Consider the following 14,474-nt stretch of genomic DNA (forward strand, 5'->3'; position numbering starts at 1 on the left):
AATGATTAATTATTTGCGGTATTAGTTCCAATCCACATATATTGGTTTCTTCATCCATGAGAGCTTGATTAAAGAAATGTTCCAGGGTATTGAATCCATTAACACATCAACCCCTTTTTTTTCAACCTTAAGCGTTATTTTGTCTTCATGAAATTTTATAATTCCATCCCGTTGTATAAATGTTTCTTGTATTCCTTCCGGAGTTGAGTTTTTAACTTTCTCCCAATTATGTATTAAACCGCCTAACAGGCTTTTGGTACTTTCCTGTTCTTCTTCGGTCAGCGAATCAACCGGTACCAAATGTTCTTGTGATGGTATTCCAGCCAGTAACTTGTTTAGAACCAGGGTGTATTCAGGGAAGTTAACTTGGTTGCAGGACAGGTGTTGAAGAATATAGACGGCCCTGTTCTTGCATTCCCAATTGATGAAAGCACCATTTTTCACTAAGGCAAGCATTTCGAAAAGTCGGGTTAAAAAGGGCCAGAATAAAATTAGTCCTGCATTGTGTACTAGCACCTCAATGCCTGGTTCGTCATCATTGATCATTGTGTCCATGTTTCGGTTAAAATTATGTTCCCGCTCAATAGGCAGCAATTGTCTCAGCGCCTCGGGGAAAGGTGTTGAATCTGCTTTTTCCGCATGAATAAGTCGGTCTACATTGGTCAATGTATCCATCCAGTTAACATGGGAAAATTCTTGTTTTAGATGTCTCAAAAAATCACGATGAAACTGCCTGTTAATTTTTGTGGCGTGCGGACCGTAATATCCGGTCGAAAATTCATACACCATCTTTCGCCATTGCGGCGGGTTTAACTGGTGGAGATAGAAATAAGGCGCAAGCATCAAATACGCCTGTATCTGATTGGTAATCTCCTCATTTGGTTTCCATCGCTTGTCTAGGATCTCCTTGTCATCGGAAAAATAAATTTCCCTTTCAATATCATTGGTCTTGCTGTTAGTATCAATATTCAATGTTCTTTTTTTGGCTCGTTCCCAATTTTCCCGCCATCTTGCAGACACAGAAAATGCTTGATCAAATTCTTTTACTATAGTTTCCGGGATTTTGCCTATCAACATTTCCAAGGTGTTTTCGTCGTTACCCAACCGCTGAAATAGGGTTTCAAATACATCGTTATTGCTTTCGTAAGATTTGTTCAATCCCGAAATAATTTCAGAAAAAGATATGCTATTGGCCCACCAGGGGAAGAATCCGTGATGTGCATAAAATAGGAGTGATGAATAGTATCCGTCAATAATGTTTTGCGGGTTCGTTGGATGGATGGCAGGTTTTAAATCGAAACCCGCGCTGTTTTCGATAGGTCCATTCCACCATTTTTCCAGTTCATCGCGAAGTATGTTTTTGGGGGTTGGATTCGTTTCGGACGGGATCATTTCCCTTAATTCGTGATCCCATAAGTCCTGCCATGTCTCAACGGAAATTTCAAAGGTGTTATCAGCTTCGGTTTTTAATCTGCCAATTACCGAAAAGATAAAATCCTTGGGTAATGCTCCCCCCTTGGTTGCAGCCAGTGCGGTAATCAATATGGGGATGCGAAATTCGGGAGTATCTAATTTTTGATGCTTTTCCGGCTCAAGGTTCTGTGCCCATACGGTGCGTATCTTGTTGAAGATTTGACATTCTTTTTGAAAGAAGCGATTTAAATACTCCTCTAAATTAGCAATGGTTTGTTCGGAAATTAATTTATCCAATCGGGCTTTCAGATTTTCGGGATCATGGTGGTTGCGCAATAAACCTGCTAAGAAACCGTCTTTCTGCTGAAGTAAACTATTAAATAATATCAGAACATCTTGCCTGCTTAGGTCAAGATGTTTATCCGGCAACATACCATGGTTCAGATAATAGGTTATGATCTTTCGCTTTGAGATGGCCACAAACTCCTGTAACGGATAAATGTCTTCGTATGGATCGTTTGATGGCGTTGATAATCGGTTATCTGAAAATACCTTTTGAATGTTTGCTATGGCCGGATATTCGGATTCGTCTTTAATAAAAGAAAGCATCGAAGAATAGGACATACGATGATCCGAATCAATAAAATCGCGGAACATATTTGATTTCATTATGGCCGACTTGTCAACACCGGCGCTATAAACCATGAATAGAACAAACTCTTCCAGGGTAAGTTTAGCCATATCATTTTGACACAGGTAGTGTATCGAATTTACGATAACATGAATGTATGCAGACTGGCTTCCCTTAAAAAAAGGATCATCCTTTGCCTGGAGTACGTTGTCGGTAAACGATTTTAATAAATTTAATAGTGTGTGCCCGGTTTCCGGGTAAAACATATTTAAAAGAAAATCGGCTCCTGCCTTATTCAAGCCATGTATCATCAACTTCCTTTGTTTTCTATCGTTGATGATTCTCAGAACATTTTCCTTGATCCAATGCTGCGCAGCGATTTTAGTATTTTTACCACTGCTATTTAACATGGTAATGATTTGATCAAGTGTGAATGCTTGATCCTTATTTTCAGGCTGAATCCGCAGTTTTTCTTTTCGGGATTCCGGAGCTTTTTCTTTTATGAAGGCGGAAATGGTTTCCTTTAAAGCACATTTTTCTGCAATTGCTATAAATTTCTGCCAGTGTGCCCCCAGGTAGGGTTTCATATTTCCAAGTATAAAATCTGAGAAACTCTTGCGCAAAAAACTTTGCCCGGTATCATTTAACACATATTTTAAAATAAAAAAGTGAAGGGTTCGTACAAACAAATTGTCGTTCAATTGATGGATGTTACCCTGCTTTTTTGCCCTTACAATGCATTCCCTATATTCAAAAATCCATGGGTGGTTTTCGAAGGCAAGCGTCCGTAAAATCAAATCATAGGTCTCGGTTTTTAAATGGTAAGCAATTCGCTTTAATACCGTATCATAGTTGCTATACTTTTTGAGGATATCCCGAAACCTCTTTTCCTGAAACGTTTTTGTGACCAAATCATCGATTGTAACTTTTTTGTCCAATCCGAATGGGAGATACCCTTTCAGAAGGAATGTCTCAAGATATTCAATTAGATATAGTTGCGATTTAACCGGTAACTCTTCCGAAGTATTTCCCTTGTTTGTTTTTAGTCTGATTGCCAGGGCTTCCTCCAGTGATTTCCCTATCCTTTCACCAAGGTTGCCGGGTATTTCGTTTTCCGCGATTTTGCCAATGTCTATTTCCAGTTTGGCAAATTCAATTATCATCTCTTCGGGAACGATTCGGGTAACGGATTTCTGGATTTCAGTTATAATATGTGTTTCGAAAATGTCTTCAATCAAATTATTACACTTGTCGGCAGACCATGTGGACCCATATTCAAAGTTGAACAAGGCTTTATGAATCATATTTTGACCAGCTGCCATATCAATTAATTTCGAGGTTTATAATGGTTTCATACAACCTCAAGGATGCCGAATAAATCTTTTTGGAAGACTTTTCGGTATTTTGAGATGCCAACCTGAGGTTTTGCCAGTTATGGTATTTCCCTTCGAATACCTCCATCTGATGTTTATCCAACCAATAAATCTGATTACTGATATGTGTGGGGATACGTTCAAGTAAAAGATCGCTGAAGTACGATTTAAATTGGTCGTCTTGAAATCTTGCGGGCCAGTCGGGCAACATAACGGAAATTTTCATGTTAAAAAAATCCTCGTCAATAATTTTACCGTTCGGTAGCTTTCTTTGGAAAACCAGGCGTCTCTGACCGGATTTCTTATTTGTATTTTGTGGGTAGCTTGCCAGGCGTATCTTCTCCATCTCCTTATAGCGCAATCTGCCATTTTCATTTTCCGGCGTGTTGAACAGCTGAACGATGCTTCTGTTGGCATGGTATACTTTTTCAAACAGGGCATTCAGAATATTCAGATTGTTTCTGTTTTGATCATCAGGAATGCGAACCCCACTTTCCAGTTCCCATTTTCCATCCTTAAATTTATAGGCCCAATTTTTTAGGATTCCGGTAATAGATATCAAATCTTCCTGATCTATTTTCTGGGAGGCAAGTACCCTATCTTGATATTTAATAATCCACCTACTACCGCTAAACGAATAAAACGACCTGTCTCTTGCCAGACATATTTGAGAAGTATATTTTTTCGTGCTATTATAGATTTCTTCCAACGCCTTATTCAGGGATTCTAAATGCTTCACTTTCCTGACCTCCCTCGGGGTTCTTGCGTCTTCGTATTTGATAAACCAACTTCCATTTATATAGGAATAACGAGATCCGCTTTCGAGCTCATCTTCAAGCTGAATTAATTTGGGATGGTTTTTTAAAACCGGGTAAAATGTCCAGTCTTTGGTTTTAATAGACCATGTCTTATTTTCGTAACAATAATTTTCTAATGTAAAGTTGTGATGGATAAATACTTCATTTCTTTCGTCTTCTGTACGATACCAGGATTCTTCCTCTACTGTTTGAAATAATTGTTGGCCCTCTTCATCTATAAACTTAAATCCAAATTTGCTATCCTTTAAAATATTGTTCAGCAAGATATGGTCTACCAGATAGATTCCTTCCGACTTTTTGTTGAGAGAAATAAAATAGCTTATAATCTCATTGATGAGCTGAATGGCGGATTGCCTGGTTGGCGCAGTAAACACACTTACCCATTTGTCTTTCTCTGGTTGAAATAAAACGTTAACACTTTCTTTGTCGGATTGATGGTTTGATATTAGAAAATTCTCAAAATTAACGGTTCGTTTATATAAATCGTTTAAGGGTAGTTTCTTGAAAAAATACGCAGGGATGGAGTCAGGTCCTGTAATAAGGTCAGTAATATTGAGTTGCGATTTGGTTAAAGGTCCAAAGTCATTTTTTAAATCAGATGTATTGAGAATGGTGTTGAATTCCGGGAGCTGACTGGCTGATTGAGTTAACTTTTTTAATTCCGGAACTAAAGTAGTATTGCCTCTGTATGGAATACCCGTCTTGGCCATCAGAATATCCTCAAGACCTGAATGTTTCCAGGTGTAAGTATCATTTTCCTCCCGGTTAAAAAACTCTCCTCTTGTTCTGAAATAGGAGAGGGATTTCAGGTTTTTTAAATAAAACGACTTTTTATCAAGTAGTGTTTCGTTGAATATATCATCATTAGGTAGCATATTTAAAAGACTTGCAACTTTCCAGGGGATATCGTTGAATTCTTCCCCGAATCGGGCCAGAAGGTGATTGTAAATTCGGTTTTTTCGGTCGTAAAATGTTTCCTTGGCCTCCAAGTTCAGTTTTTGTTCTGTTACATCTCCACGATACAGTCCCTTATCCTGTATTTGTGGGACAGAATGAAGCCATTGTGTAAAATATGTAATTTGCTGATTTTTATTGAAATTAATGTTAAAGAACGTATTCAGGTTTCCAAGTTGTGATAGATGATTGGCCAAATGCTGTTCAAACAACATGAGGTAGGTTTTTAACTGTAAGGCTTTAGCTTTTCTATCTTCGGTTTCGTTTTTTGATAGTCCTTCATTTCCAATACCATAAATTGTAGGAAAGTGATTTTGAATGGAGTGGTACTGCGTTGGGTTTTGGAATTGCCCCCTTAATTTCTTTAAAAACAACGTTTTTATCGATTTGCCAATGGGATATCCCCGATATTGTTTGGCCCACTTACCCATGAAGGAATTGTTTATTTTTTGTTTGTTTAAAACATGGAGCTTCTTGTTGTTTACATAAACCGTCATGTTTTTATAAATGTTATTGAACCTGTGGTCAAATCCATCATCGCTATTATCTTTGATAAGCACATGAAAGTATTTTCCCTTATCAACCTCCATCTTAAGTCCGTCCGTTCCATCTGCTTTAAAAGGTTCAACCTCGCATTTTTGAATGCCATCTGCCTTGGCAAATATTTTTTGGATCTCATCAATATGTATAATCTTTAACCTGTCCGTTAATGTACCTGGCTTAATGAATCCTCTGGAGGGTACCGGTCCGGAGAAAGCCTCTTCTAAACCAAAACCTGCTTCCGTTATTTCATGTAAGCTGTTAAAGCGCACCGGACTATAAATAAACTCAAGCATTCTGAGAAACAGGTTGGCAATCGTTGTTTCCACCTCTACCTGAGCGTTCAGATATACACTAAATTCGATATCGATAAGATGAGGTTCAAGCAGTATGGCTTGTTCGTATTTTTCACCTAAATTTCTGTTTTCGCACAGGAAACGATTAACATCCGATAAAAATGCTTCTTTTTCTTTTGGATTTGAGTTGATTAGCTCTTGGAAGGAAAGTGTTGGCATCATTTCAATTTGATTAATACCTATGACCTGTTCTTCGTATCCAACATTTTTTTTGCAGTCAAACCAAACGTTTCTAATTTCTTCGAAACGATTGATAATCATTTTTCGGGTATCCTCAATGGTTACGGGATAAGAACTTAGAATTGAAGAGGGGCTGTAGAAAGCATTTTTTTGAAGATCAATTTTTACATCTTCACCTTCTAGTTCATCATCACATGCAGCTGCATCGTATTCCACTTTTTCATGGTCACTAATGGTTAAAAGGTCTTTTATAGGTAAGGAGGTGCGAAAAGCTAAATCTGTTATGGCATAGCATAACTGTTCCAAAATCGTCACACCTGGATCATGCGAATTATAATCTGTCCAAATGTCACCACTCAGTTTCTGAATATATTCCAGGCCTTCTTCACGTAGTTTAGAAAAATCCAAACTTATATGATCCATTTCCTTACCTGTAAAGCTTGCCGATTTTTTCATGTGTCTCCATTATTATAAAAGCTGAAAAGTCTCTTTATTTTGTCTAAGGCCGGTATTCTGGCAGGCAGTTTGCCTTAATGATTTGCCATGGGCATACCTTTTTCACCGACTATTTAATGATCATTTATAAAATTGGAATTCCACAGCACCGATACTCTGAAATGTAATTTTTTGTTTTGCCCGTAATTGCTTCTTGTCTTTATTTGAAGGTTATATTTATCCTTGTTTCGTTGCTCTAAAAAGCCCCATAAATATTTCCACCATTTTGCAATATCCAATAGTTTTTTGGTGTCATCCGCTTTTTTCTCTTCTATCCTGGATGGTCGTGATTCCCATCGAATGTCGATCTTATTCCACCATTTACCGTAATAGGCTGCTGTCTTGGTAATCTTGGGTCTGGAATTTCCCCGGGTACATACCGCGATGGCGTGAATTAGGGATTCGGTTTCGGAATCGCCTTTGGCATAAGCTGTAATTTCGAAGGCGTGACAGCCGTTTAATCCTTTTTCCGTATCGAAAACATTGTGCCACTCACCATCGGCTTCCACCCAATTTTCCATATGGGTACCCATTCTCCCTTCGGAGGCAATTATTCCGTTTACATCAAGTTGTTGACGTGGCAATTTTTTGCCAATTCCAACTTTCCCATCATTTTTTTGGATAAAAATAGCCGGGGAGCCTGTGTTTTCTTTAATCTGGGTATCATCTTTTTCATCTTCCTCCCGGGATGGCGTTATTTGCTGGATGGACATACCGCCGTTTTTATCCTTAGTAATAGAAAGAACCCAGGTGGCCTCATTGTTATCGCTATCTTCAAAAAAACTTAAAAGCTTTCTCTCACCTTTTTTCATGACGTTTTCGGAAGGATAGATCATCAGACCGTCTTCATTAATATCCAGCTTATCATCTGCAATGTTAAAAGTAGAATCTATTAGTTTTTCAAAAGATTTCTCTCCGGGAAGATTGCCTTTTTTGAAAAATGTCTTGAGCTGTTTTCTATCCGTAATGTTCTTTTGGTTTCTCATAACTCTTTGTTAGTTATATTTTCCGTCGCTGTCACTAATCACAAAATCAGTTTCAATTGAAAGATCGCCAACCCCCGACACTGTTGGAGGTATAGGTATATCATCCTCGATAATATCAATCTGATGGGTCGGGGCAGAGGTTAAAATGGAATATGCCGAGATGGCCCTGAGATTTTCTGTATTCCGACCGTTACTGACTGCCGTATCAATCAGTTTATATGTCCCTTGTACTTCAATAAGTTGAATGATGGATAGTTGTGTTACGAAACTTACGTACGGTCTGCTTTCAATAAAATTTAGCAATTCCGTTTTTGAGATATACTCATCAAATCCTTTTTCCACGAAGGCGTCATCCAGGTCAGGAGACAGGTATTTGATCAATTCATTGTTGAGTAAGTTTCGCAAAGCGCCTCTTTTTTGGTAATCGTTGAACTTTACGCTGCACTTTACTTTCAGTTGTTCAAATACCGGGTTGGAAACTTCTACCTTTTGATAAGGCGAAACCATTTTCGAGATATATTCTTTGACCTCCCTCAATGTCTGATAATCCACTTTAACATTCCTTTTTTGATGGTGACCGTTTAACCTGTTTTTAGGTATTAAAACAATTTGCATGGTGCTACCTTTAACCAATTCTTTGGGGTGGCTGTTTCTGCCGTAAACCCTGACTTTTTCGATGTTTTTAAATTTGTCCAGGATAATCCGTTCCACATCCCAGTTCGAAACCGCTCTGTTTTTATGTCTTAATTGTTCACTAACCCGGTCGTAAAAAGATGCTTCGTTCTCGAATTGATTATTTAATTCCAATGCATAAGGCCCGTTAATTTTCTCGACTCCTTTTACTTCAGGTAAACTGATTTTCTCAATTTTCAGGTTGGAGGTAATATTCCGGTTTTGGTTGAAATGAGATTGATCCGCGATTAAGGGAACGGCCTGGGTGAAAATTTTTATAATTCTCGAATTTATATCTTCGTCTCCGTTGTACGCCGCTCGTATCCAGAATTTACCAGTCGGCATCAAGGTGTTATCGAACTGGATAGAGAGGGGTATTTCAAGTTTTACGATACCCGACTTAATCAGGCCGGCTGTGGTATCTTCCAGTAAAAGACCTTCAAAAGAAATCCAATCGTTGTTAGAAAGATATTCCCAATGAATCCTAGGCGGTTTAATGGTGGTATGGGCATAAACGCCATGAATCAGCTCGAAACCAAGGCTTACGATTTCGCCCGGATTAATTTGGGTTAGCCCAATAAAAAGATTGCCTTTATAAGCTATCTGGGGCAACAAATAGCTTTGTGTTTTCACCGGGCCTGGAAATACTTGATTATGACCGAATGGATAAAGATGAATCAACTTCATATCGCTGGTTTCTTCATCTTTTTTTCTCATCATTATTTCCTTCGACGAATTGGAATAGTTTAAGGTTAGCCGTTCAATTACCGGTGTAAAAGGTTGATTTGGAAGCGGTCTTTGGATATTTTTTGATTTGCTGTTCAATAACGCACTTTGCGCATATATATTCGCAAAAACTTGATGGCCGAACGCAATTTCAGGATCTTTTAATATCATGAAAAGTTGATTTGGAGATTTTTCGGTACCGAAGGATTTCCTAAAACTTAGATAATCCATGTTCAGCGGTATTATTTTTTTATTGCTCAAGTAATGGTTGCTTGTCTCAAAAAGTTCTGGGATCAGTTGCTTTTTGGAAGTGTCGGCCTTGTTCTTGTCATCAGTGATTACGACTTTAAAGGAGTTGTTTTCTATTTTGTGCGGATAGGCCTTATAATAATCGTTAAATCCATGTCTGGATCCCGGTAATCCTGCCCAGTGGATCGTAATTTCAAGATGCGTCAGGTTATTTTGAAAGATGAATGGATTTTGAATTTTAAGATAATTACCGACCACAGGGGCAGGGCCAAAAGGCATAAACGGAATTGTGTGGTCGAGGTCACCCAGGGAATTAGATAAATTAAACTTGCCTACCTCTGAAACATGGGCCTCAACGGTCACATAATCCAGAATGATATGTCTTAGAATTTTATAAGGGTGGTATTGGGTGTTGTTGTTTACATGAATTTTAATACACGGCCATTCCGATTCGAAATCTCCCCCGTGGATCGATTTATCCATGGAAACAAGCATGTCGGCATGTTCATCTAATGCCATCGCAATGATCAAGGAGGTATCTGAAAAATTAAATTTCGTATTCACCAGTTTAATTTTCTTCCAACCCTCCAAGCCCGTTATACTTATAATAAAAGCATCTTTAAAGAAATTGCTTATCACCCTGTTTTTTAGTTTATCATAGTCGGTAGAAACGCTTCCTTTTTTATATTTCTCCTGTTCTAGTATTTCCTGATTGATCAAACCCCCGAACATGATTTCAGTTTTTTTGAAAGAAGCAGGGGTGATTTTAAAGGTCAAACGAATGTTCTGTTTCCCTTTTTCGAGAATTAAAGCAGGTGAACTGACAATAATTCCAATGTGGCTCCATCGTTGTGTTGTCCAGGCCAGGTCATTTTGAACTTGTGCTTGCCCAAGCGTAGCCGGATATTCCGTGCGTTTTACTATGTTTGCGTTTACTGGGTTGCCGGCGTCGGTTAAAATATCCTCTTCAAATAAATTATTGAGCGAGAAGTTTTCATGTTCGGAACTGTTGCTAAAAGGGTAATAATCACTTTTGTACAGTGTTCGTAATTCGGCAATTTTTGCTTTGTTGATTTGCATTTCGGTGGAGGTGACAAAGTTGTGTTTTTGATCCTCTCCAAATAAAAACTCACAATTTTCACCGGTATTAATAGTCACTTGTTGAACACCATCAATAAGCTGCAATTCAATTATTGCAGTACCGGTATTTAGCTTTCTTTTCTGTTGATGGAGTAGGTCGAGATAATAAAAATCCAGATGTTTTTGGGTGAGTTGGTTAATGTCGTTTTGAAGGTGTTTGAATAATTTAAAAAAGGAAATCAGTAATGCAATATGAGGGTGATGGTTCTGATAATTGGATAGTTCTTCTTCATAGCTCTTGGTGGCTAATTCTTTAATGAGCACGATAGCGCCAAAAATGTTGTTGTAGAACTCTCTCCATCCTTCCAGGTCATTTTTATGATTTAAAATTTTAATCTTCTCATCCACGTACTTTTTTTGCTCCTCTATTTCCTCCAGCAATAATCCTTCATAATTTGATTGCTTTAATTGATCAATCCAATTAGAAATGAAACCTATGATCATACTTGCTTTGTCAATTACCAGGCTAACCATATCCTTGCTTAAGTCCTCTTTTTCTTTATCAATTTTGATCTTATTTAAGTCCGTCCCCGCAATATTGGCAATGACGAACGCCGAATCTTTTAATAAAAACGATTCCCAATTATCGATAGCCTTGCTTTGGAGATTGTAAAAGTTGACATTTCTTGCAAAAGAAAGGGTGTGCTGAACCAAATCCAACATGGATCTTTCATCCGGAGCTATATAATTAGCGCTAAGGGCTTTATTTTTCCTGGTTTCCTGGCTGCTACCTTTATTCATGGTTCAATACAATATTTGATGTTGTTATAGATTGGTTCCCTCCTTGGAAAAGAACGGATATACTATATTGTTTCTGGTATTTGTGATAATGACTGTATAAAAGATATGAATGAGTATTACACCATTTTCCCCGTTATCTTCCCGGATTTCAATTTTCTCCACCTTTACTCTGGGTTCGTTATAGAGTATGGCATCATAAATGGCATCTTTCATTATGCTAAGATGGGTTGGGTCGTTGGATTCGAAAACATGGTTTCTGATGTCGCACCCAAAAGTTGGAAACATAATACGCTCGCCGGGGATGGTGCCGATAATAATTCTTAAGCTCTGCTCAATATCTTCATCATCCTCTACGGTTTCCAACGTACCCATTTCATAATTGAAAGCAGGCGGGAAAGCCCAGCCTCTTCCTAAAAACGAATCGTTTTTCTCATTCATCATTTAACCTCCTATCATTACGGTTGGGCATCCCAATACAATGCTTCCTCCATGTGCGGTGGTATCACCCATTCTGGCCGCAGGTTTGCCCCCAATCATAACGGTAGCAGATCCTTTTACGATAGAATCAGGTGGCCCCACACATACAAGGCTGTCTCCCAATACGGCAGCGGGCATTTTCCCAATTAAAACGGTAGGTACGCCAGGTCCTACTATTGGCCCTCCCACATGCGGAATTGGCGGCAGTCCCGGTGTTTGCATCGGACAAGTGTGCATATCTGTTAATCTGGCTGCTAAAGGCATATTCTTTTGTTTTAGTTAATCATTACCATAGAACCCTTTACGGTTGTTTGTCCCGAAGCGGAAAGCTCTGCCGAGGCATTACCCTTGGCTGTAACACCTACTTTTGCGGTCAGTTCAACATTGGAGCCGTCCACCTTAATATCAGCATTTCCTTTTATTTTTACCCCTCCGGTTGCCGAAATATCAATATCCCCTTTTGCACTTAGCTTAATGTCTTTGGGACTATCCAGTACGATACCCGAATCATCCATTATTAATGAGTTACTGTTCATGTCCTTGATACGAATGCTTTTTTCTTTGTCACTCAATGTAAACGTATTGCCTTCCGGGGTTTCCACAACAAGAATTTTATCCTCGTCATCGAAGGTGATGTTAATACCGGATTTAGAGTAAATGGACTTAAACTGGTTTTTTTCATCAGGGGTTGTCTTGGGTTTGTTTTTGGCGTTGTATAACGATCCCGTTATCACGGGGTATCTGGGATCGTTGTTGATGAAGGTTAACAACACTTCGTCATCTATTTCAGGGAAGAAAAAGAATCCCGCATCGGCAGTGGCATAAGGAAACACCAACCTTGCCCAGATACCGTCTTCCTGTCCTGTTCCCGAAAAAGCCGGCAGATTGACCAGTACGCGGTAATTTCCATCCGGGTCCTCATGAATTTTTTTCACCTTAGCAATTTGCGTACCCTTTGCAGACGGAATTAACCCGGAAGCAGATGCCTCTTCAACATCGGGCAACGCAGCGTGCCAATGTGTTGGCCTTCCCACTTGTAATATGGTTATCCAGCTTCCGTCTTCCACAATATGGTTTGTTTTTGATACATATGCCTTACCGTTAAATCGGGCGCTAAATCCGGACAGTTCAATCATATCGCCTGCCATAATATCAGCGTTACCCTGTATTATAATTTTTCCCTGGACTTTACTTAATACGGCCTTGTTTGCAAGTGATTCGCCCCATGTTTTTAATTCATATTCAGTTAGTTTGGCCGAGGAATAATGATTGGACTCTTTGTAATCTATTGCTTTTGCCAATTTGGTCGCGTTCAGGTTTCCCTGTCCAAGACTATCCGATATGGTAACGGATTCCGATATTTCTTTTTGTTCCTTATCGTCCCAGGCGGTGAGCTGGTATTTATCCGGGATGTTTTCGCAATCCAAATTTAGGTCAATTTCAATAACAATTTGTGAGGCGTTAATCTCAAATTTTGGTGAAGTTTTGAAATCATTCTTTTTAATGATCAGTTTCCCTTTATCTGTCAAAACTGACATATTATTCATTTCGGCGCGGACAACCATAAAATCCCAATCACTGCAATTATATTGCATGGATACAGGTAATGGTGCTTTGGTCGCATCAATATCGGTTTGAAGCCCATACCTGGCAGCAATACTTGATAGGGCATCAGAATCTTTTTTGTTTTGGAAAGTAGCGTTAAATCGGCCTTTGGTCATCTTAACTGCTAAATCTTTGCAAGTAACTATTAAATGGGACCTGCTTTTTTTCACCGAGAGGTTTTGAGAAACAATTATCCCCTTAAACACCTTATTTTTTTTGTTATCATATCCCAAGGAGATCTCTATCTCATTTCCGGGGATAAAGTCGTTCCCTTCACTGTTCGTAAAGGGAGCATTGTCGACACCAATAGCGCCACCATCTTCCATGATTATGGTAGCCACAGCTATTCTGTTGACCTCCATCTGAACCGTGATTTCATTGATCTCGACAGTATCTTTGATTTTTTTGCCTTTGACGAGAATATCAAAGCTTATAACACCATCCGATTGTTGCAATGTTTTTGCCATATTTTATTATATAACTGGAGGAAAAGAGATTTTAATACCCGGTTTTAAAGCCCTGAAGTTGGTCAGGTTGTTATGTTGGGCTACTTTAATATAATAGCTGCTGTCGCCATAAATTCTATGACACATTAAGGGCAGATTGTCACCGTCTAACACCGTTCTTACATGGGTAAGATCAGAAGAACTTTTTCTTTCTTCAATCGCCTTTTTTTTGGCGCTTACCGACGCAACCAATGTGGCAGTTGCTTCTGCTCTCAAGGGGGATCCGTCCATATCGAGCATGGTGTAATTAACCTTCCAGGATTTTAATCTTCCCTGAAACAAGGATTGCGTTCCCCAATAAACCCTTAAGTAATTGGGCTCGTGGATGTCTCCGTTGTACTGATAAATTAATTCTTTTACTTCTTTAATTTGATCATCCACCTTATCTTTGGATATCATTCCCGTTCCATCAAAGAACATTAAGATTTCGAACAACCCCGACCCGCTGCCTTTAAATTTGGCCGATTGAGCACTGGATCCAATGGTAGTGTCCGCGTTGGAGTATTGTTGCTCATTTGTCACCTTATACGTTTCGGGATTTACGAGCAAGTCATATTCCCCCACCCGGCTCGAATAATCAGGATCTTTAAAAGCCACTATCTTCATTTTAGT

Annotated in this window: 8 protein-coding genes; all 8 read right to left on the reverse strand. The window is 38.9% G+C overall.

The annotated features are described in order from the left end of the window. Positions 1-21: 21 nt before the first annotated feature. Positions 22-3,366 (reverse strand): contractile injection system tape measure protein, encoded by a 3,345-nt coding sequence (locus ACT29I_RS14055; protein ID WP_444793740.1) that lies wholly within the window; start codon positions 3,364-3,366, stop codon positions 22-24. A 1-nt stretch (position 3,367) separates the two neighbouring features. Beyond that, entirely contained in the window at positions 3,368-6,721 is a 3,354-nt protein-coding gene (locus ACT29I_RS14060; RefSeq protein WP_444793741.1) for a hypothetical protein, read from the reverse strand. A gap of 113 nt (positions 6,722-6,834) precedes the next feature. Continuing rightward, positions 6,835-7,746 (reverse strand): hypothetical protein, encoded by a 912-nt coding sequence (locus tag ACT29I_RS14065; RefSeq protein ID WP_430933081.1) that lies wholly within the window; start codon positions 7,744-7,746, stop codon positions 6,835-6,837. 9 nt (positions 7,747-7,755) lie between these two features. Then, entirely contained in the window at positions 7,756-11,274 is a 3,519-nt protein-coding gene (locus tag ACT29I_RS14070; RefSeq protein ID WP_444793742.1) for a hypothetical protein, read from the reverse strand. 24 nt (positions 11,275-11,298) lie between these two features. Continuing rightward, positions 11,299-11,715, reverse strand: a complete 417-nt coding sequence (locus ACT29I_RS14075) for a GPW/gp25 family protein (protein WP_430933083.1) — start codon at positions 11,713-11,715, stop codon at positions 11,299-11,301. Beyond that, entirely contained in the window at positions 11,716-12,015 is a 300-nt protein-coding gene (locus ACT29I_RS14080; protein ID WP_430933084.1) for a PAAR domain-containing protein, read from the reverse strand. Between the two features lie 11 nt (positions 12,016-12,026). Further along, complete coding sequence (gene vgrG / locus ACT29I_RS14085) at positions 12,027-13,823, reverse strand: type VI secretion system tip protein VgrG (RefSeq protein WP_444793743.1); 1,797 nt, start codon at positions 13,821-13,823, stop codon at positions 12,027-12,029. A 6-nt stretch (positions 13,824-13,829) separates the two neighbouring features. Then, a complete protein-coding gene (locus ACT29I_RS14090) occupies positions 13,830-14,468 on the reverse strand; it encodes a CIS tube protein (RefSeq protein WP_444793744.1) in 639 nt (212 codons plus the stop codon). Positions 14,469-14,474: the final 6 nt, after the last annotated feature.

Origin of the sequence: Saccharicrinis sp. GN24d3, assembly GCF_052400645.1 — a bacterium.
Classification (GTDB): Bacteria; Bacteroidota; Bacteroidia; order Bacteroidales; family Marinilabiliaceae; genus Saccharicrinis.